This window comes from Yoonia maritima (assembly GCF_003003285.1).
Lineage (GTDB): Bacteria > Pseudomonadota > Alphaproteobacteria > Rhodobacterales > Rhodobacteraceae > Yoonia > Yoonia maritima.
In genome coordinates this window covers 394,571-414,288 of sequence record NZ_PVTP01000001.1, presented here as the reverse complement: position 1 = coordinate 414,288, position 19,718 = coordinate 394,571, and the positions used below count along the sequence as shown (strand labels likewise).

Annotated in this window: 18 protein-coding genes; 9 read left to right on the top strand and 9 right to left on the bottom strand. The window is 54.0% G+C overall.

The annotated features are described in order from the left end of the window. Positions 1-35: 35 nt before the first annotated feature. Positions 36-482, bottom strand: a complete 447-nt coding sequence (locus CLV80_RS02155; RefSeq protein WP_106354267.1) for a type II toxin-antitoxin system RatA family toxin — start codon at positions 480-482, stop codon at positions 36-38. Between the two features lie 84 nt (positions 483-566). Here CLV80_RS02155 and hpt point away from each other — a divergent pair, with 84 nt between their 5' ends. Further along, positions 567-1,112, top strand: a complete 546-nt coding sequence (hpt, locus tag CLV80_RS02150; RefSeq protein ID WP_106354265.1) for a hypoxanthine phosphoribosyltransferase — start codon at positions 567-569, stop codon at positions 1,110-1,112. A 181-nt stretch (positions 1,113-1,293) separates the two neighbouring features. Here the strand turns inward: hpt and lipA are convergent, their stop codons facing one another. Together lipA and CLV80_RS02135 are read right to left on the bottom strand one after the other, a co-directional pair. Further along, complete coding sequence (gene lipA, locus CLV80_RS02140) at positions 1,294-2,253, bottom strand: lipoyl synthase (RefSeq protein WP_106354261.1); 960 nt, start codon at positions 2,251-2,253, stop codon at positions 1,294-1,296. A 108-nt stretch (positions 2,254-2,361) separates the two neighbouring features. Continuing rightward, on the bottom strand, positions 2,362-3,456 hold the full coding sequence (locus tag CLV80_RS02135) for a DUF6456 domain-containing protein (RefSeq protein ID WP_106354259.1): 1,095 nt from the start codon (positions 3,454-3,456) through the stop codon (positions 2,362-2,364). A 246-nt stretch (positions 3,457-3,702) separates the two neighbouring features. Here CLV80_RS02135 and CLV80_RS02130 point away from each other — a divergent pair, with 246 nt between their 5' ends. Then, on the top strand, positions 3,703-4,011 hold the full coding sequence (locus tag CLV80_RS02130) for a DUF6477 family protein (RefSeq protein ID WP_106354257.1): 309 nt from the start codon (positions 3,703-3,705) through the stop codon (positions 4,009-4,011). Here the strand turns inward: CLV80_RS02130 and CLV80_RS02125 are convergent. Beyond that, positions 4,008-5,558 carry a trimethylamine methyltransferase family protein gene (locus CLV80_RS02125; protein ID WP_106354254.1) on the bottom strand — a complete coding sequence of 517 codons (1,551 nt, stop codon included), beginning with the start codon at positions 5,556-5,558 and terminating at the stop codon, positions 4,008-4,010. The genes CLV80_RS02130 and CLV80_RS02125 overlap by 4 nt on opposite strands. Positions 5,559-5,753: 195 nt before the next feature. Between CLV80_RS02125 and guaA the strand changes: the two genes are divergently transcribed. The 3 genes from guaA (at position 5,754) to CLV80_RS02105 (ending at position 10,872) form a co-directional block, all read left to right on the top strand. Further along, the gene (gene guaA / locus CLV80_RS02120) at positions 5,754-7,313 is read left to right on the top strand and encodes a glutamine-hydrolyzing GMP synthase (protein ID WP_106354454.1); all 1,560 of its coding nucleotides are present in this window, start codon (positions 5,754-5,756) and stop codon (positions 7,311-7,313) included. Positions 7,314-7,627: 314 nt separating this feature from the next. Next, the gene (locus tag CLV80_RS02115; protein WP_106354252.1) at positions 7,628-8,884 is read left to right on the top strand and encodes a tyrosine-type recombinase/integrase; all 1,257 of its coding nucleotides are present in this window, start codon (positions 7,628-7,630) and stop codon (positions 8,882-8,884) included. Continuing rightward, positions 8,806-10,872, top strand: coding sequence for a UvrD-helicase domain-containing protein (locus CLV80_RS02105; protein ID WP_311135512.1), 2,067 nt, complete (start codon positions 8,806-8,808; stop codon positions 10,870-10,872). The genes CLV80_RS02115 and CLV80_RS02105 overlap by 79 nt, the downstream gene beginning before the upstream one ends. A gap of 106 nt (positions 10,873-10,978) precedes the next feature. On the opposite strand, the gene CLV80_RS02100 is transcribed toward CLV80_RS02105, so the two are convergent. After that, positions 10,979-12,058, bottom strand: a complete 1,080-nt coding sequence (locus CLV80_RS02100; RefSeq protein WP_106354248.1) for a nucleotidyl transferase AbiEii/AbiGii toxin family protein — start codon at positions 12,056-12,058, stop codon at positions 10,979-10,981. Next, positions 12,055-12,741, bottom strand: a complete 687-nt coding sequence (locus CLV80_RS02095; RefSeq protein ID WP_207766469.1) for a DUF6088 family protein — start codon at positions 12,739-12,741, stop codon at positions 12,055-12,057. Before CLV80_RS02095 ends, CLV80_RS02100 begins: the two co-directional genes overlap by 4 nt. A 180-nt stretch (positions 12,742-12,921) precedes the next feature. Here CLV80_RS02095 and CLV80_RS02090 point away from each other — a divergent pair, with 180 nt between their 5' ends. Beyond that, positions 12,922-13,962 carry a DUF932 domain-containing protein gene (locus CLV80_RS02090; protein ID WP_243394358.1) on the top strand — a complete coding sequence of 347 codons (1,041 nt, stop codon included), beginning with the start codon at positions 12,922-12,924 and terminating at the stop codon, positions 13,960-13,962. Positions 13,963-14,022: 60 nt separating this feature from the next. Here the strand turns inward: CLV80_RS02090 and CLV80_RS02085 are convergent, their stop codons facing one another. Next, complete coding sequence (locus tag CLV80_RS02085; protein ID WP_106354245.1) at positions 14,023-14,802, bottom strand: acetoin reductase; 780 nt, start codon at positions 14,800-14,802, stop codon at positions 14,023-14,025. Between the two features lie 111 nt (positions 14,803-14,913). Further along, positions 14,914-16,716 carry a Na+/H+ antiporter NhaA gene (gene nhaA, locus CLV80_RS02080; protein ID WP_106354243.1) on the bottom strand — a complete coding sequence of 601 codons (1,803 nt, stop codon included), beginning with the start codon at positions 16,714-16,716 and terminating at the stop codon, positions 14,914-14,916. 303 nt (positions 16,717-17,019) lie between these two features. Between nhaA and CLV80_RS02075 the strand changes: the two genes are divergently transcribed. Then, positions 17,020-17,517: a lactoylglutathione lyase family protein gene (locus CLV80_RS02075; protein ID WP_106354241.1), complete on the top strand. Its 498-nt coding sequence runs from the start codon at positions 17,020-17,022 to the stop codon at positions 17,515-17,517. A gap of 205 nt (positions 17,518-17,722) precedes the next feature. Then, positions 17,723-18,118, top strand: coding sequence for a hypothetical protein (locus tag CLV80_RS02070; protein ID WP_106354239.1), 396 nt, complete (start codon positions 17,723-17,725; stop codon positions 18,116-18,118). Positions 18,119-18,203: 85 nt separating this feature from the next. Here CLV80_RS02070 and CLV80_RS02065 read toward each other — a convergent pair whose 3' ends face one another. Then, positions 18,204-18,977 (bottom strand): potassium channel family protein, encoded by a 774-nt coding sequence (locus tag CLV80_RS02065; RefSeq protein WP_106354237.1) that lies wholly within the window; start codon positions 18,975-18,977, stop codon positions 18,204-18,206. 185 nt (positions 18,978-19,162) lie between these two features. Between CLV80_RS02065 and CLV80_RS02060 the strand changes: the two genes are divergently transcribed. Further along, complete coding sequence (locus CLV80_RS02060; RefSeq protein ID WP_106354235.1) at positions 19,163-19,681, top strand: DUF2061 domain-containing protein; 519 nt, start codon at positions 19,163-19,165, stop codon at positions 19,679-19,681. Positions 19,682-19,718: the final 37 nt, after the last annotated feature.

Sequence of the window (19,718 nt, the reverse complement as noted above, 5' to 3'; positions counted from 1 at the left end):
TAGGGGCGCTGCGCGAAAAGCGCAGCGCCCCTTACCTATGCGCCGTAAAGCTCAGCAGCGCGGCGTTCAAATGCGCGAACGACACGCTGCATTGCCTCGTTAAAGAACATGCCAGCAGCACCTTGCAGCAGACGGTTTTTAAACTCAAAATCAACATCAAATGAAACTTCGCAACCGCCGTCTACATCTTTGAAATTCCACTGACTTTCCAAGTGACGGAATGGGCCATCTAGGTATTCGGTGTCGATCTTTTGCGCCTCAGGCCACAGTGTTACCCGGCTTCCAAAAGTTTCGCGGAATACTTTGAAAGAAATCACCAGATCGGCCAGCATAACCTGTTTCTCGCCCCGATCATCAACGCTGCGCACGCGCGCCGCCGCCGTCCAAGGTAGGAATTTGGGATAATTCCCCACATCACCAACAAGGTCATACATTTGCTTTGCCGTATAAGGGAGCGTCTTAGTTTCCGAATGGGATGGCATATGGGGTCTTTCACAGGTGACTTCACGCCCTGATGTCGTAAACTGCGGCCAGAAAATCAACCCTTGTCTGATACTGAGTACCCTATGCCGCACCGCCCCTATGAAATCGATGAACTTATCAGCGCCAAAGCCATCGCAGCACGCATCGAAGATCTTGCGCGCGAAATCGGCCGCGAATTCGCAGACACCGACAAATTGGTTGTGGTCGGTCTACTGCGCGGGTCGTTTGTGTTCATTGCCGATTTAGTGCGTGAAATTGATCTGCCCGTCGAAGTCGATTTCCTAGAGGCATCGTCATACGGCGACGGCATGGAAAGCAGCCGTGAAGTGCGCATTCTTAAGGATCTGCGCGGACAGATCGAAGGACGTGACGTGCTGGTCGTCGAGGACATCGTTGATACCGGCCACACCTTAAAACATGTCACTGAATACCTGCAAACTCGTCACCCTGCCCGTTTGCGCACAATTGCGCTGTTGGACAAACCCGCACGTCGCGAGGTTGATTTTAAGGCTGACCTGATTGGCTTTGAGATTCCGGACGAGTTTGTTGTCGGCTACGGAATCGACTTTGCACAGCGCAACCGCAACCTGCCCTTCATTGGTAAGGTGCGGTTCACAGACGAACCATGAATATCCGCTTTCTTTTACGCGCCAAAAGGATGGCCGCGCGACCGCCATCTGAAGCCATGTTTAAAATGGTAGTCGGGATTGTTCTGCTCTGCGCGATCCTTTACGGGATCGAACGTTTTATCGGTTGGCCCGAGTGGTTAACGCCTAATGAAATAAAGCGGGTACGCCCAAAGCCTATGGATTAAGCCATACCCAGCTTTTTCATCCGTGCGTCGCGCAGACGCGCGAAATCGTCACCCGCGTGATAGGATGACCGTGTCAGCGGTGTGGCCGAAACCATCAAGAAACCCTTACCAAATGCGGCCTTTTCATAGGCCGCAAATTCTTCCGGCGTTACAAAGCGATCCACTTTGTGGTGCTTTGGTGTTGGCTGCAAGTATTGACCAATTGTGACAAAATCGATGTCGGCGGCACGCATGTCTTCCATCACTTGAATGACAGATTGGCGGTCTTCGCCCAGTCCAACCATGATCCCGGATTTAGTGAACATCGTCGGGTCAAGCTCTTTCACGCGCTGCAACAGCCGCAGCGAATGGAAGTAACGCGCACCGGGACGCACTTCTGGATAAAGGCCCGGCACGGTTTCCAAATTGTGGTTAAACACATCCGGACGCGCCTTGACCACAATCTCAAGCACTTCGGGTTCACAGCGAATAAAATCAGGCGTCAGAATTTCGATCGTCGTGTTAGGTGACTGACGACGAACTGCGCGAATGGTCTGGGCAAAATGCTCTGCGCCACCATCTTCGACATCATCACGGTCAACAGATGTAATAACGACGTGGTTCAAACCCAGCTTCTTGACAGCATCAGCAACGCGGCCCGGCTCAAACACATCCAATGCTTCGGGCGGCTTACCAGTTGCGATGTTGCAGAATGTACAAGCGCGTGTACAAACCTCGCCCATAATCATCATGGTAGCGTGGCCCTGCGACCAGCATTCGCCCACGTTCGGGCAACCTGCCTCTTCGCACACCGTAACCAGCTTGTGTTCACGCATGATATCGCGGGTTTGTTTGTACCCTTCGGACGTAGGTGCCTTAACACGAATCCAATCTGGTTTTTGGGGCTGCGCCGCATCTGGGCGGCGCTGCTTTTCCGGGTGACGCTGCGCCGGAATTTTCAGATCGCGTGTTGGCATGTCGGTCTCCGATGGCTCTTGGTGATTACCTAGCGTCGGTACGGGGAATTGTCCAACGCTGATGATACACGACATGCCAGCACTGCGTTAATTGCATGGGGTGATGCGCTAACCGATCATTGGCGCATACTTTCCATTCGTCGTTTCATAGTGGCGCTGCAACCGCTCTAGTGCGATCCGCAGGACGATTTTGCCAGAACGTGCAGACCAGCCCATCGACTTTTCTGTCTGCTCAAGCCCTTCTAGAAAACAGCAGCAGCGCAAAACGATATCCCCCAAGCCAGGACCCAAGTCAGATAACGCAGCTTTCACCCGTTGCCGCGCATTATCAGTCGGGTCTGTATCATTCACAATATCGTCTAGACTGGTGATGTGCGTACCATCCAACTGCGCCAATTCGAAATCCTCGCGCAGACGTTCACCGACCGCGACCAATGCACGGGCCAAAAAGGGGCTTCCGTCACGATCTTTGCGCCGTGCAAGCCCGACCAACGGGCTTTCTGTTCCATGATACCTGCGCGTGCGGCGGGTGCCGCCATCAATGGCATCCAGATCCCAAGCAGCTTCGGCTTCGGGATCACCGCGGCTGTGTCCTAAACCATGCGCCCTATTTTCATCTTCTGCCGTAAGACGACGCAACGCGGCGCGGCCATTATTTGTGATGAAATATCTTGCAACGCGACTGTCTGGGTCGGGACAGGTAATCCAATCTTTCAATGCCATTGCCTGCGCGATTTCGCGATCAACGCCTGCGGTTCGCAATTGGTCTTCGTTACCGGCCTCACGCACAACAACCGCTGATTCCATTTCCCGAGCAACCGCAAGAATTGCTCCCGGCTCGCATAATCTACGCAACACCCGCTTAGCTTCTTGATCAATTCGGCGCTGCGTTAACTCTTCGGTAGGACGTACATGTGTACATTTTAGCTTAGCGATCATTGCAGTTTTTCCCCGTTTGTTCGCAATATCAACTGATGAAACCTGATTGGACAACGCATCAAGTGCCGCATCGATCAAAGGATCGTCACGACGCCCTTCGAAACGGCGAACCTGCCGCAATACTGTTGACGGATGGCAATCGTTCGCACGGGCAACAGCACGTATCGATAGACCTTTTTGTGTGTGGGCTAGGTAATTACGCGCGGCATCCGGTATCCAAACCGGAAGCAGTTCAGACCGCAGCGGTCCCTTCTGTAATGTCATGTCACGCGTCCTTTTCGCAGGTTTCAATGCGCCATCGCTGATCCTAAACACCGGTGACACATAGAAAAATCAACCTATGCGTGCTTGGTTACCTAAGTGTTAACGACCATATTGGCCCGTCAACTATTCTTGCCAAAAGATAAACAAGTCTAACCAATGCGTTCTTAACAAATTGCCATCCCGCAACACCCGTCCGCGCTATGCCATGTTTCACCGACTCAGCAATACACCGAGAAGGGAACGACTATGCTCGATCTGGAAACACGCATTCGCACACTTCAACGCCCCACGCTACTGGCGCGGGCCGCTAGATTTGGAATGGATGACTATCGCCGTGACGTACATCTACGCCGCATCATTGCTGCAGAACGGCTCCCCCGACATGCCGAAGCAATTATGCGTTTGCTTGATATTGAATCAGAGATGAACACCCAGCGCATCGAGCATTCGGGCGAATATCGCGTCGCCCGACACGTCGATGTGCTGATCGCGATCGCAGGCGAAGCACAGTTGATGCGTGCGACCCGCCTGCGGCTTGTTGAACCGTCGGATTAACCGAAGGCGTCAGGCATGCTGGCCTTTTTGTCAGCAACATAGGCCCGCAACCGTGCCTCGATCTCAGGGTCGAGGGCGGGCTGCTGGTACGTCTCAAGCATCTTTTTGACGCGTGCAGTGGCCAACGTTTGCGTATCGCGTGCGCCTTCTTCGTCCCATGTCTCAAACGGTTTGTAGTCCAACAAATCTGTCCGCCAGAATGCAGTCTTAAAGTTCGCCTGCGTATGTGCGCAGCCCAGATAGTGACCACCGGGGCCTACCTCTGCGATCGCATCCATGGCTTGTCCGTTTTCAGACATATCCACGCCGCGTGCAAAGTGGTGCAAGGTTCCCAGCTGATCCGCGTCCATGACGAATTTCTCGAATGAAGCAACCATGCCACCTTCGAGCCAACCACAGGCGTGCAGCATAAAGTTCACACCAGATAGCAAACCCATCTTCAGGCTGCTCCCAGTTTCGTAGCCCGCCTGTGCATCTGGCAATTTGGATCCACAGAATGAACCAGCCGAACGGTATGGCAGCCCCATACGACGGGCCAATTGCCCTGCCCCATAAGTAATGTGCTCTGCCTCTGGTGTGCCAAATGTCGGCGCGCCAGAGTTCATATCAATCGATGTCACCATCGTCCCAAAGATCACAGGCGCGCCCGGGCGCACCAACTGTGAATAGGCAACGCCAGCAAGCACCTCTGCCAATGTTTGTGTCAGCGTACCCGCCACCGAAACAGGTGCCATTGCGCCCCCAACGATGAACGGGCTGATGATGCAGGCTTGGTTATTAGCGGCATATACCTCAAGCGCGCCCATCATTGTGCTATCGAACGTCAACGGAGAGTTGATGTTAATCAGCGATGTCATGACGGTGTTTTCTTGCACGAACTCTTTGCCGAACAAGATTTCGCACATCTCGACCGAATCTTGTGCGCGAACAGGTTCTGTCACCGCGCCCATAAACGGTTTGTCACTATATACCATATGCGCCAAAAGCATATCGAGGTGACGCTTATTCACAGCGATGTCTGTTGGCTCGCACACGGTCCCACCCGAATGATGCAACCATTTCGACATATAGCCAAGTTTCACGAATTTTTCGAAATCCGCGATCGTCGCATAACGGCGGCCACCTTCTGCATCGCGCACAAACGGGGGACCATAAACAGGTGCTAGCACAAGACTATCACCACCGATAACGACATTACGTTCTGGGTTACGCGCATGCTGCGTAAATGTTGATGGGGCCGTTTCACATAGCTTGCGTGCCAAACCACGTGGGATGCGAACACGTTCGCCGTCCACTTCCGCACCGGCAGCTTTCCAACGTTCCAGCGCCGCTGGGTTATCAACAAAGTTCACACCAATTTCGGCAAGCACCGTTTCAGCGTTGGCCTCGATGACCTGAAGTGCTTCTTCGTTCAGCACCTCGTAATTAGGAATATTTCGTTCGATGTACTTAGCGGTTTCGATGCTAACGGCTGTACGCTCTGCCCGGCGGGCCGCGCCACCACCACCGCGTGCGCGGCGTCCTGATCTAACTGGTGCATCTGACATGAAACATTCCTTTAACGCTATCCTGCACATCAAATATAGAACGCGCCCTCCACGACCTGCTATTTTTGCGCCGTTTCAGGCGCGAAAACGACATCAAGCGCCACGAAGCATAAAAAACGAACAAAGCCTCATCCTTTGCTGCAGAATTCCCGCGCGCCTCTTGCACAAATCCGTGACTGGCTTTACCGAAGCGCCATGGAAAACAGCACCCACGAACGCCTTCTCATTATTGATTTTGGCAGCCAGGTTACGCAGCTGATTGCGCGTCGCCTGCGCGAGTTAAACGTCTACTGTGAAATTCACCCCTATCAGTTGGTTACAGATGCATTCCTTGCGGAATTCGCACCGAAGGCCGTGATCCTGTCTGGTGGCCCCGATAGTGTGACCCGCGAAGGATCGCCACGCGCGCCGCAGTCAGTCTTTGATCTTGGCGTGCCAATCCTTGGCATTTGTTACGGTCAGCAAACGATGATGACCCAGTTGGGTGGCAAAGTTGAGTCTGGCCACGGCACTGCGGAATTTGGCCGTGCCTATGTGACCCCAAAAGAAAAGCTTGCGCTACTTGATGGCTGGTTCCTGACCGACAAAGAACAGGTCTGGATGAGCCACGGCGACCATGTGTCTGAAATCGCACCGGGTTTTGATGTTTACGGAACATCACCAAATGCACCATTTGCGGTAACAGCAGATATTTCACGTAACTTCTATGCTGTGCAATTCCACCCCGAAGTGCACCACACGCCAAACGGTGCAAAGCTGTATGAAAACTTTGTCCGGATTGCTGGTTTCACCGGCGATTGGACGATGGGTGCGTATCGCGAACAAGCCATTGAAGCGATCAAAGAACAGGTTGGCGACAAGCAAGTTATTTGTGGCTTGTCTGGCGGCGTTGATTCATCTGTTGCGGCGGTTTTGCTTCACGAAGCTATTGGCGATCAGCTGACATGCGTTTTTGTGGACCACGGATTGCTGCGCCAAGGAGAAGCCGAAGAAGTCGTGACAATGTTCCGCGACAACTACAACATGAAGCTGATCCACGCTGACGAACAAGAACTGTTCTTGGGCGAACTAGAGGGCCAAGACGACCCCGAGACAAAGCGCAAAATCATCGGCAAGCTATTCATCGACGTATTCCAGAAATACGCAAATGATATCGAAGGCGCTGAGTTCCTTGCCCAAGGTACGCTCTACCCTGATGTGATTGAATCTGTGTCGTTTTCTGGCGGTCCGTCGGTCACAATCAAATCGCACCACAACGTCGGCGGCCTGCCCGAAAAGATGGGTCTTAAGCTGGTCGAACCGCTGCGCGAATTGTTCAAGGACGAAGTCCGGGCACTTGGCGCAGAACTGGGACTACCACCTAGCTTTATCGGGCGTCACCCATTCCCTGGGCCAGGCCTTGCGATCCGCTGCCCCGGTGAAATCACACGTGAAAAGCTGGAAATCCTTCGCAAAGCTGACGCCGTCTATATCGACCAGATCCGCAAACATGGGTTGTACGATGATATCTGGCAGGCCTTTGTTGCGATCCTTCCGGTACGAACCGTAGGCGTTATGGGCGATGGGCGTACCTATGATTTCGCCTGCGCATTGCGTGCGGTGACATCCGTGGACGGCATGACAGCGGATTACTACCCATTTACCCACGAATTCCTTGGTGAAACCGCAACGCGGATCATCAACGAAGTCCAAGGTATCAACCGTGTAACCTATGATATCACATCAAAACCTCCGGGAACGATCGAGTGGGAATAATTTTGCCTGCGCTAGCGTATCCGATTTCTCTCCACAACGCGATATAAGTACCTGATAATAAACAATACAGCATGCGAGATGCTTCACTATCTATCGGTGGGCTATCGAATATTATGACGGTATACCTGACGGTATGCAGGATTTCAAAATTTGTCGAAATCTGATATACCGTCAGCACTTCGAATGCGATGACGGTATAAATATATTCATAACATGCTGATTTACTGGGTAAAATCTTGAGATCAGATGTGAAATTCTAGCTGACGGTATATTTCCGTATTTTCGCTCGATAAACCCAGATTTGGGAGAGTGTTATGCTGACAGATGCCGCTCTTAGGTCTCTGAAACCTAAAGAAAAATTGTATAAAATTTCGGACCGTGACGGTATGTACGTTACGGTTCAACCTTCGGGCACAATCGTGTTCCGTTTCGACTATCGTTTGAATGATCGTCGTGAAACGCTCACCATTGGTCGATATGGCTCAGCGGGCCTATCTCTGGCTCGCGCTCGGGAGGCATTGATCGATGCGAAGCGTCTTATTGGTGAAGGTCGTTCGCCCGCGCAGGAGAAGCAACGCGAGAAGCGACGCCTGAAGGAAGCGAAGAGCTTCGGTGAGTTTGGCGAGCGGTGGTTGAAAGAAGCCAAGATGGCGGACAGTACGCGCGCCATGCGGCGTTCCGTGTTCGAGCGGGATATTCTTCCAACGTTCCGAAATCGGTTGCTGTCGGAGATCAGTGCTGACGACCTGCGAATGAGATGCGCAACGGTAAAGGATCGCGGCGCACCAGCGACCGCCATCCATGTTCGGGACATCGTTAAACTTATCTACGCATTCGCGATCCTTCACGGAGAGAAAGTCGCCAATCCTGCCGATGAAGTTGGCCCGTCGTCCATAGCCACCTTCGTTCCGAGAGATCGGTCGTTATCGCCGTCGGAGATACGGATCATGCTAAACCAGCTTGAACATGTCGCGACCCTTCCGACCATTCGTCTGGGCGTCAAAATGTTCCTGTTGACCATGGTTAGAAAGAGCGAACTTCAAGACGCAACTTGGGATGAAGTCGATTTTGAGAACGCGGTTTGGTCAATTCCGAAGGAAAGAATGAAGCGATCCAAGCCCCATAACATTTACCTGGCACAACAGACGATCGACATACTGATCGCGCTGAAGACCTGCGCAGGCAATTCCAGATATCTGCTTCCTTCACGTTATGACGCGGATGCCCCAATGTCGCGGGCGACATTCAACCGCGTAACAAAAGCTGTAATCATACGAGCACAAAAGGAGGGCCTACCTCTCGAACACTTCACCGTTCACGACCTGCGCCGCACCGGTTCGACGCTGTTGAACGAGTTGGGGTTCAATGGTGATTGGATTGAAAAATGTCTTGCGCATGAGGATGGTCGGTCGTCGCGTGGCATATACAATAAGGCGGAATACGAACATCAACGCCACCATATGATGCAGGAATGGGCAAATCTCGTTGACGCTTGGGTGTCTGGCAAGAGGTATCAACCTACACTCTATCCGCCGGCGATGGACCTCCTCGTCCCCGAGCCAACAATTTGACCGGGCGGGCTTTGCGCAAGCGTACGTCAGGTACAGGGGCACGTTTCTTGGCCTTGAGATCCGACAAGAGGTCAGGAACGTTTGACGTTTCAGCCTGTCCAGGAAGTGGCAAAACCACTCTGGTTGTTGCTAAGTTAGCAATCATGGCAAGGAAATGGCCGCATAGAACATCAGGCATCTGCGTACTATCGCACACGAATGTTGCGCGTGAGGAAATCCAAAGTAGGCTCGGCCACACTCCAGTTGGGCACCGGTTGCTCGGCTTTCCACATTTCATCGATACCATACACACCTTCGCCAACCGGTTTCTGGCGCTGCCGTACCTTCAATCGAACGGTTACCCGTCTCCGCTGATAGACGACGATGTGGCGAAAGCGTTTCGCTGGAACCACCTTAAGGGGAAGGAAAGATCGGGCTTAGAATACTATCTGCAGAAAAACGACTTGGGCATCGATGCCGTTACGTTCGCCAGCACCGACCTTTCACCGGTTGTTTTTCATAGAGGTAAGATCAAACCCTTTCCGTCAGGGCCTAATTCAGACTCGTATAAGAAAGCTCATCGAATAATTAAGACCTCCGCTGAGGCCGGTCGCTTCCGGTACGAAGAGATGTTTGTCTGGGCGGAGCACTTGCTGCAAACGTATCCAGATATATCCGCCACACTGTCACATCGGTTTCCATTGGTGTTGATGGATGAGATGCAGGACACATCGCTGCGGCAGGCAGCTCTTCTCCATTCCATCTTTAATCGAGGTGCAGCAGTTTCTGGAATCCAACGGGTTGGTGATCCGAACCAAGAAATATTCGAAACTGGCCAAGATCAGAATACTGCTGACCCATTCCCAGACAAAGTCGAAGATCGCACTATGACGATTGCGAGCAGTCGCCGTTTTGGCAAACCGATTGCGGACTTAGCCAATCCTCATGCCGTCATCCCGATCGGCGATGGTGGATTAAGGGGCAATGGCCCAGGTAAAGCACCCGATCAAGTGGATCACGGTCAAAACCTAATTATCATTTTTCCTGACAACGATTGCAGCAAGGTCTTGGAGGCATTTGGCGCCCATCTTCTTCAGACTTTCGACGACGACACCCTAGCGTTCGGCGACTGCTTTGCTATCGGCGGCGTTCACAGACCAACAACTGAAAATATCCCGCCCGGTCATAATAAATATCCAAGAAGTGTGGAACACTACTGGGCAGACTACAGCGCAGAAAACGCCAAAATGGATAGGCATCCAAAGACGCTCTCAGGCTATTTACATCAAGCTCAAGAGATCGTCCGATCGGGGCATGAAATCGGGCCCGCAGTCAACGGCTTTGCAGCCGGAATGCAGCGATTAGTGCGAAACATCGGGAGGCCAAATGCTGAACTGGAAAGTCGACGCAAGCACAAGGCAATCCGAACAGTCTTAGAAGGAACCCCCGATCTGCTGACGCAGTATGACGAGTTCGCTCGTTCATACATTACTAAAATTTCTCCAATCACGGCCGATCTCTGGGCTGAACAGAAAGGACTGCTCCTAACTATCGCAGCCAGTCTTTGCGAAGGAACCAGCGATACCGGTCTTTGCGCAGATTTCATGGCTTGGGAAGAACCGCCGATTTTGCCGCAACTACAGAACGATGGTGTGGAAAAACCAGACAATACCTGCGTCATCACTGCCGACGATCGCCATGTATCCATCCGACTAGGCTCCATTCATCAAGCCAAGGGGCAGACTCACTTTGCAACTCTGCTGCTGAGCACTTTTCAGAACCATCATTCATCGGAAAAAATTGTCGACTGGCTATGTGGCGATAAGAGCAGTGGTGCGGGTGAAGGCCCCCAAAACCTATCACGCCTGAAAGGAACCTACGTCGCTCTGACTCGGCCAACACATCTGGTAGGTGTTGCAGTGCGTCATTCCGCGATCGTAGAAAATGAGCACGCTATTCTGGGGAAATTACAAGCTCAAGGCTGGCATGTAACGAATTTATGCGTCTAGCGGATTAGTATGCCTTCAATCTGGATTAGAGGAGCATTTTATGCACCGGATATCTGCACCAGCCCATAGGCGTTGTTTTTATGACTGTCTCAGGTTGTTGCGGATATCATGAATTTCCATCCAAAACGCCCTTCGACCCCGTCGGCGTTGTGTTGAGCCTCTGTTCCAAATCAGCAACCCGCTCGATCACGGCATCGAAAGGCGGCGCTTCCCCAAAGATCATGCCCGACATCGCGCGGTAGTCGCGGCGCAGGTCATCGAGCATTTTTCCAACGGGACTGATGGAAAATGTCGGCGCAACTGCGGTGGCGAGATCGAAAGCCGGACGGTTGAAAAACATGCGCGCGTGGGCGACGCAGTCGGCACCAAGCACTCGGTCGGCCAGCGCGCGTTCACCGAGGTCTGATCCGAGAAGTTGATAGGCATCGTAATAATGCCGCGACACGCGCTGACCACTGCCTTTCAGTTCTCCACGGATGTCGAACCAGCGGCGCAGGCCATGCAGGATAACGATCTTGTCCCAAAATGTCCGCTCAGCATCGACGATGGTGACATTCCCAACGGTCAGATCGATATCCGGAACGTCTTCCTCGAGGTATGGACTGATGCTGCGCACAGAATTGGGATCAAGCGCTGATTTTGCACCAGACTCGATTTTTACTGCCTTGGCGACGTAGGCATCATCAGGTGTTGCGGTTGGATACCGCAGATAAAGTGCCTGACTATCTTCAAGATCGGGCTCAATAAAGAACCGCGCCACATCTAGTCCGTTTCGTCGGGCAACCTCCGACACAATTTCGTTCAACCCGCCAAGGAACGCGCCCTGGATATAAGTTTCGCAGGCCGCTTTGATCGCATCCAGCGCCTTGCCGCGTTTCTTACCGCTCAAGGCCTCAAGCTCTTCTATGGTTGCGGCTTCTCCCAGATCGTCCCGGAACACTGTGACGTCGATATCCTCCGAGAACCGGCGGATCAGCCCAAAGCCCTTTGACAGGGATGTGCCACCCTTGAACAGAAGCCTTGGCCCATCCGGCAATCCATTGAACAGCGCGTCGAGGGTCCAGCAGACCCAAAAGTCCTTTTCGACATTCTGCGGTGTGGTGCCCAAGCGCTGTGCTGTTGTCGTGAAGAGGCCGAGGCGTGTCTCATCATCCGCAGAAATGATCCTGTCGAACGCGGGGTTCACGCGGCACCTGCATGCTCTGCAAGTATCGGGCGCAATAGACTCTGCATCCAACTCGGCAACGTCGTCAGCCCGTCCTCGAGATCGTCGCGAAGGCGCTTGCCTCTCGTCGGATCATTGAGAAGAGCCGTCAGGCGGCGGATCAGCACCTGATCCTCGTCAACCTGCCCCATCGTATCCCGCAACCAATGCAGAGCTTGCACAATGCGCATGGCCGGTCGGCCAGCCCAATAGAGCTTGCTGGCAGCTGTTGGTTTGAACACGATGTCGAGCTGGCCGAGCGAAATCGATTTCAACCGGGCGTCGGTATGCACAAGGATCTTGGCCGGAACAGCATTGGTGAGACCCAGATCGTTGGCGGCCGTCATCCCATCAACGAGCACGCGTATCTGATCTCGGCGTGCGATGGCATCAATCACTTCGCGGGGATCTGCCGGGCTGTCTTTCTGGGTCAGGCGATTGGTCGACGGTTGATCGTAGAGGCCACGATCAACCCGGCGCAGAGCCCCTGCCCGCGTCAGTCGCTGCAGCACCTTGTCCACGGCATCACGTTCACCAAGATCCAGAAAATCCCTCGGCGTCCATACGCCCCGCGACGTGCCATTCGCAATCCGTGTCAGGATATCGCTCTTTAGATCTGTTGATGCATGGTCCATGTCCGAAATCTGTAGCATGATTTCGGACATGATGGAAGGGGATCGTCCGAAATATGTATACACGCATCGGACGACCGCCTCAAGAAGCAGAGCCCCATAAAGAAGCATTTGATCCGCGCAGCCATCGGAGTGAGAGAGTGGAGGCTGTTCCCGTGACGGGTTTGGAGGTCGAGAGAGAGGCTCCCGGCCGCCCGTCGCGGGAGATACCCAATGAATACCCAAATTATCGATGCCGGGCGTAACGCCAGTGGCGGTTACAAGGTTGATGTGTCACGCGGTGAAAACGTGGATCGCGTGTCATCGGAGTGGTTCTCGCGACCCAATGATGAGCGATACCTGTCCCTCGACGACCTCTTCGCGTCTGTGAAAACTCGCGCTGAGCAGAGCCGAACACGAACCGTGGAGAGTGCCGCGATCCGGGTCGAGGCGCATCGCGATGACCCCGAGAAACTGGGGTTGGTCCTACCCGGGGCCGACGCGCCCATCGCGCCAACCCATTGGAGCTTTGGACAATTGTCGAGCATTGTCGGCGCGCCAGCCGCCTATCTGCGCCAACTGCCTGCGCCGCTTGCAGGCATCAACCTGCAATATGGGCTGACCAACCACCGGGCAGAGCAGATCAAGACCATGGAGGTCGCGAACGGGCGCACGGAACTGCGCGCTGTCACCGGCCCCGACTACGGCCGCATCTACGATCACGAGCTTGTTTCTGCCGTGCAACGCATCGCGGGCAACGGCACCGGTGATACGCGCTGGAAGGTGCCGGGCGTGCTGGATTGGTCTACGGGCATCTACAATCCGCGTGTGGACGTGACCAAGGAAACAATGACGCTCTATGCCTCGGATCGTGATGTGTTCCTGTTCCTGGTCGATGACCTGAACCCGATCGAGGCGGGGTTGCTGCCCGACGGCTCGCCCGACCTCTATTTCCGGGGGTTCTACTGCTGGAATTCCGAGGTCGGCGCCAAGACGCTCGGCATCGCCAGCTTCTACCTCCGCGCGGTCTGCCAGAACCGCAACCTCTGGGGCATTGAGGACTTCCAAGAGATCAAGATCCGCCATTCCAAATATGCGGCGTCCCGTTTCGCGCAGGAGGCCGCCCCGGCCCTCAAGAATTTCGCCAACTCATCGCCCGCGCCCTTCATCGATGGCATCCGCGCTGCGCGGGAGAAGATTGTCGCGCGCAACGACGAGGACCGGTCAGACTTTCTGCGCAAGCGCGGGTTGCGCCTGCGTCGGGTTGATCTTTAGAGGCATCTATAGGGAATACTGGGCGACAAGGCTCCACAGGTCCCTGCGTCCGCTGCGTTACTATCGATAAACAATCCCGCCGTCGGCGATGATAGCTTGCCCAGTCACATAGTCGGAATCAGGGCCTGCAAGATATGAGACCAGTGCGGCAACATCGTCAGGCGTCTGCGCCCGTCCCAATGCGATTCCGCCTACGTATTTATCGTAGGTCTCGCCGATCGGCGCGCCGGTCAATTCAGAGAAACGTTTGTCAATTTCGACCCACATATCCGTTCCGACAATGCCGGGGCAGTAGGCGTTCACGGTGATGCCTTCGCTGGCATATTCTTTCGCCGCAGCCTGTGTCAGCGCACGCACGGCAAACTTCGTCGCTGAATAGAGACCAAGCATTTCAAAACCATCGTGCCCGGCTATCGATGATGCATTGATGATTTTGCCCCTGTGGCCCAAGGATTTGAATTTCGCAGCAGCTGCCTGAATACCCCAAAGAACGCCCTGGATATTGACCTTCAGGATAAGGTCCACGTCTTCCGGTTTGACATCCGCAATCGGATCGACCTGCGCGATACCGGCATTGTTGACCATGATATCAAACCCGCCAAGCGTCTTTTCGGCATGCTCCACGGCAGCATAAACTTCGGCTCGGTCGCTGACATCAGCCTTGAAGGTTGTCACCTTTCGGCCAAGCGCTTCGATCTCGGTTGCAACTTCGGCCATCTTTTCGTCGTTGATGTCCACAATTGCGATATCAGCACCATCCTTTGCCAGACGCAAAACGATACCACGACCGATCCCTTGGCCTGCACCGGTCACGAGCGCCACTTTTCCTTTGAGTGTCATTTTAGATTTCTCCTTTTTGGTTCATGCGTCGCTACAAGATCAGAAAAGAGGTCGCCTTGTGCTAACACCGATCATGCATTGGGCGACCGCCACCGTGCCTGAGCGCAAAATTCAATCCGGTTTGGATAATCTCAGAATGAGCGTCCCGATGATCGCGGCTATGACCGATGCAATCAGCACGGCAAGTTTGACCGAATTTAATGCAGCTCCGTCGAAGGCCGCCGCCGCAATGAAAAACGACATGGTGAAACCGATGCCCGCAAGGCAACCGCCCCCAATCATATGCCGCCATGTCACACCTTTCGGCAGACGCGCGATGCCAAGTTTCACAGCCAACCAGCAGATTAAAACGATGCCAAGCGGTTTGCCGATGGTCAGGCCCGCAACGACACCTAGAACCTCCGGGGCATGCCAATTGAAGGGTTCACCATACAACACAACGCCTGTGTTGAAGAATGCAAAGAGCGGCAAAATCAGAAAGTTGGACCAGCCTTCAAGCGCATGCTGAAGGTGATAGCCCGGCTCACGCAGACGATCGAGTGCCTGTTGCAGCAAGTGCAGCGACCGCGAGGACACCGTTGCCTGCGGCGACTTTGCCTTAGTCAGTTCGCGATCAAACAGCGCAGATGTCTGCGCGGCCGCACCAGCGATATTGCCAGTGCGTCTGGATGGGATCGCAGCAGCTGTCAACACACCGGCAAATGTCGCATGCAGCCCAGACTCGTGCACGAAAAACCACAGCACGAGGCCCAAGATCAGATAGGGCGCACGCGCGTAAATCTTGACCTTGTTCATGACAAGCATGGTCGCAAAGGTGCCGCCAGCGATCATCAAGGGCACGGCATCGATCCCCTCACTGTAGAAAACAGCAATCACAAGGATCGCGCCCAAGTCATCTACGATGACAAGTGCTGTGATGAGCACCTTAAGGGCTGATGGTATGCGATCACCAAGCAGGGCCATGATACCAAGTGTGAAGGCAATATCGGTGGCCATCGGCACACCCCATCCATGCGCGCCCGACTGTCCCCAATTGAAGGTCAGATAGATCAGTGCCGGGGCCGCCATACCGCCAATCGCGCCAAGTAGTGGCAGCGAGGCTTTGGAGAGATCGGATAATTCGCCGTCGACGATCTCGCGCTTGATCTCGATACCCACCAAAAGGAAAAATATGGCCATCAAGCCATCGTTGACCCAAGCTTGGGCCGACAGAGCAAAAGTTGCATCACCAATGCCTATGGAAATCGTCAAGTCGCGAAGACGCTCATAGACGACCTCAAAGCCGACATTGACCATGATCAGCGCGGAAAACGTCGCAAGGATCAATGCCATTCCCGCTGACGCCGCCCAATTCTGAAAATCCGTGTTCGCCCGCATAATCCGATGGCCTAGCGGTTTTTCGAGCGCTTCTATGAGAGAGGCCTCGTCCCATGCCCCTTGATAGATGCGGCCATCGATGATCAGACCGCTGTGATCCTTGAGACCGGCCTCCACGGCATGCGCCCGATCCTGCGCAATGCGCTCCCATGTCTCGTCAGACCAAAGATCAACCTCGAACTGTTCAACGTCGAGGCCAATGTCCTGCACCATCCGCGCGACATCTTGTTTTTCGATCTTGCCAGAATGCTCAAGCAACGCGCTATGCATGTCCAGATAATTGCCCTGCAAACCTGCGGCTATGGCCGCCCGCGCAGTAAGGTCGCGCTGGTCAGATTGGGTGGCGCAAGGGGCCTGACGAAAGGCAATAACCGCCTGGTCTTCGTACAGGTCTTGTGCCGCAGTCCGTTTGATGTCGCGCACCACGGATGTATAGTTGAATGTATAATCGACATACCAGACGAGCTTGGACTGGCCGTTCTCGGAGCCAGCCATGAAATCGCGACTTGGATCAATGGGACTTTGCGGCCTGCGCATTACGGCATCCTGCTGTTAAATGGGCAATGTATTGGCTCTTTTGGGCTTCATTCGACCTTCGAAAACAGCGTGATTGCTTTTCAGATAAAAACCGTGTCCGTATCAAATCAGACAACAGTCCAGCGAGGCCTAACATCGATCAGTTCGTGGTCGGCAAACTTCTCGTAAGCATCAAAGCGTTGTGGCCAGGCTGATCACTTATCGTCGCACACAGTACAAAGCCATCTTGGGCTCACGCTCATTCCAAATAAGGGATCTTACCATGTCCACCACCTCAAACCGAAACCCCGCCGGATACTTACGATGAAGTCTGCGCCGCGCGCTTTCTCGCATATCGGACTGTCTGTTCCCGACCTAGACGCCGCTGTGCAATTCTACACCGACGTGCTCGGTTTCTATACGATCATGGAACCCACCGAGGTTGCAGAAGACGACAGTGACATAGGGCAGATGTGCACGGATGTTTTCGGGGCTGGATGGAACCACCTGCGCATTGCCCACCTTGCGACCGCCGACCGGATTGGTTTTGAGCTATTTGAATTTGATGGCAACAGCGCGCCCGACGATAACCTGTCCTTTCGCCAACACGGCATGTTTCACTTTGCTATTCAGGACCCTGATGTTGAGGGTCTGCTCGCAAAAATCCTGGCCGCTGGCGGCAAACAACGGATGTCCGTGAGGGAGTATTTCCCCGATAAAAAGCCCTACCGGATGGTCTATGTTGAGGACCCGTTTGGCATCGTTTTCGAGATCTACAGCCACAGCTATGAACTCACCTACTCTGCAGGCGCTTACACTTGAGCGATCAGACAGGGACGGCTTGTCGCCACTGGGCACCGTACCGCATTCAACCGCTAGACCCGCGCGTTCTTTCAGCCTAGCGACCCGTCGCCTTCCTCGCAAATGGGCATACCGTTGGCAAAATCGTCGTTGCAGTTGGAAACTGAGAACTGCGATCCAAGACGCAATCAGGGTGACTGGTCGCGTTAATCATCAGGGAGGACACATGTCCGATCAAGATTTGCAAACTATCGGTGACGCCCAACAGCGTGACCGAGCGCTGGCCAGATGGGCCAATGAAGGCGGTTCGGGCCAATGCGGTCGTGAAACCGATTTGGCGTCCGATCGTATTGAAGTGGAGATGCCTGCAATCGGTGATACCCAGATAGGCCTACTGCATATCCGGGTGATTGCTTTGGAGAACTTAGTCATTGCCTTGCTGGCAACTGCGTCTGGCCCTCAGTTGGCTCTTGCGCGCGACATGGCGCGTATCATCGAACCCCGGAGTGATGCGGCCCCTCATCCTTTGACGATCCGCGCCGCGGCCCGCCTGACCGATCTCATAGAGCGTTCCGAGCGATTCCAAAGTGGCGAACGACCTCAAGCCAAGGACGGAGAATGATTGACATCAGCGTCCCCACGACTGCCTGAACTGCGCGATCGCTGTTCAATACGCCCACCGCTCCTCGGTGGACCATCGATCGAACTCAGGAGGCACCTCCTGTTTCAATCTTGAGCAGATGGCCACAATGCTTGCAGTGTACCGCGTCAGTTTCGTGCCGATTGAGGCCACACTCTGGACACTTGTGGCGCAGCTTGCAGGGTCGGAAAACAGTCTGCGCTAAGCGAAGGAACAGGGCAACACCCGCGACCATGATGACCACTGCTAATAGCCGCCCTATGGTGCCAGTCAGCACGATATCGCCAAAACCGGTAGTCGTCAGTGCGGACACTGTAAAGTAAAGCGCATCGACGTAGCCGACAATGTCTGGGTTGTGATCAGCCATGAGCACGAAAACGAGGGTACTCATGAAGAAGATAAAAACCCCAAGATTAACTGAACTTACAATGACATCCTCGTTGCGGCGGAAGAACGGCGTATCGCGGCGCAGGTCGCGCAGAACATGGTAAGAATGCAGCAGCCGCAAGGTCCGCAAGACCCTCAAGAAGCCAAAACTCTGCGACACCAGCGGCGCCAGCAGGAGCGACAAGATAACGACGACGTCCGTCACTGTGTAGATTTGGCGAAGCATCCGCGCTCGATTGGGGGCAATCCAAAGACGTGAGAGAAAGTCGGCCAAAATTAATGTGCCGATAACGAAATCAGCGGCAAGGATCGCAGGCGTCGAGTCACGAGGTACCGTGACGATGAAGAACACGATGGTGGAGACGTCAAAGCCGATCAGAAGGTAGCGAAACATCGCCGCTCTTTTACTTGCGCCAGTGTATAAAAGGTCAATCGACTTCTTAAGATTTTCCATTTCATAGACCTCGAATGCTGAGTTCCGAACCCGAGTGGCCCGTCGTGCCATGGAAGGCGCAGTCACGCGTCTGGTGCTAATCACACATGCCCATCGAGCTGTTCAGCCCTTTGGCAGTGTAAGCCAATTGGGCATCCTATCGTTCTCTCATCGACACTCAACGGCATCTGGTTCACGGTAGGATGATGGACATAAGCTCAGCAATTGAGACGCCTCCCCCCAAAGTTTCTTCAAAACGCTCTGCCGCCAAGGCTGTGTCTTGGCGCGTGATTGGTACGTTCGACACGCTGGTGCTCTCTTGGCTTGTTATCACTTATATTGGGCCCCTATTTGGACATGGGGGAAATCAGGGCGCTGCCCTACAGGCTGCGACATACATTGCCTTTACGGAGGTGATCACCAAGGTGGTGCTTTACTTCCTTCACGAACGCGGTTGGTCACGGATCGCTTGGGGCATGTCGGTCGAGGATGGCAAATACAAGGAAAGTGGCTGGCGCAGCACCGCCAAGACAGCCACATGGCGCATAATCGCCTCGCTAGATACGACCTTGCTGGCGTGGTTTTTCACCGGCAATCTAGGCACAGCCGTTTCAATCGGTAGCCTCGAAATCATAACCAAGCTGATCCTCTATTTCTTCCACGAGCGCGCATGGTCAAGGATCCAGTATGGGATCGGGAATGCCGCTGATTTTACCGGAGATTGACCTGCCATTAGCTACGAAGCCGAAGAGCCAGACATCG

Excerpts from the sequence above, each read along its gene's own strand:
- CLV80_RS02155 (WP_106354267.1), bottom strand. The coding sequence starts at position 482 with ATGCCATCCCATTCGGAAACTAAGACGCTCCCTTATACGGCAAAGCAA.
- hpt (WP_106354265.1), top strand. The coding sequence starts at position 567 with ATGCCGCACCGCCCCTATGAAATCGATGAACTTATCAGCGCCAAAGCC.
- lipA (WP_106354261.1), bottom strand. The coding sequence starts at position 2,253 with ATGCCAACACGCGATCTGAAAATTCCGGCGCAGCGTCACCCGGAAAAG.
- CLV80_RS02135 (WP_106354259.1), bottom strand. The coding sequence starts at position 3,456 with ATGACATTACAGAAGGGACCGCTGCGGTCTGAACTGCTTCCGGTTTGG.
- CLV80_RS02130 (WP_106354257.1), top strand. The coding sequence starts at position 3,703 with ATGCTCGATCTGGAAACACGCATTCGCACACTTCAACGCCCCACGCTA.
- CLV80_RS02125 (WP_106354254.1), bottom strand. The coding sequence starts at position 5,558 with ATGTCAGATGCACCAGTTAGATCAGGACGCCGCGCACGCGGTGGTGGT.
- guaA (WP_106354454.1), top strand. The coding sequence starts at position 5,754 with ATGGAAAACAGCACCCACGAACGCCTTCTCATTATTGATTTTGGCAGC.
- CLV80_RS02115 (WP_106354252.1), top strand. The coding sequence starts at position 7,628 with ATGCTGACAGATGCCGCTCTTAGGTCTCTGAAACCTAAAGAAAAATTG.
- CLV80_RS02095 (WP_207766469.1), bottom strand. The coding sequence starts at position 12,741 with ATGTCCGAAATCATGCTACAGATTTCGGACATGGACCATGCATCAACA.
- CLV80_RS02090 (WP_243394358.1), top strand. The coding sequence starts at position 12,922 with ATGAATACCCAAATTATCGATGCCGGGCGTAACGCCAGTGGCGGTTAC.
- CLV80_RS02085 (WP_106354245.1), bottom strand. The coding sequence starts at position 14,802 with ATGACACTCAAAGGAAAAGTGGCGCTCGTGACCGGTGCAGGCCAAGGG.
- nhaA (WP_106354243.1), bottom strand. The coding sequence starts at position 16,716 with ATGCGCAGGCCGCAAAGTCCCATTGATCCAAGTCGCGATTTCATGGCT.
- CLV80_RS02075 (WP_106354241.1), top strand. The coding sequence starts at position 17,020 with ATGAAGTCTGCGCCGCGCGCTTTCTCGCATATCGGACTGTCTGTTCCC.
- CLV80_RS02070 (WP_106354239.1), top strand. The coding sequence starts at position 17,723 with ATGTCCGATCAAGATTTGCAAACTATCGGTGACGCCCAACAGCGTGAC.
- CLV80_RS02065 (WP_106354237.1), bottom strand. The coding sequence starts at position 18,977 with ATGGAAAATCTTAAGAAGTCGATTGACCTTTTATACACTGGCGCAAGT.
- CLV80_RS02060 (WP_106354235.1), top strand. The coding sequence starts at position 19,163 with ATGGACATAAGCTCAGCAATTGAGACGCCTCCCCCCAAAGTTTCTTCA.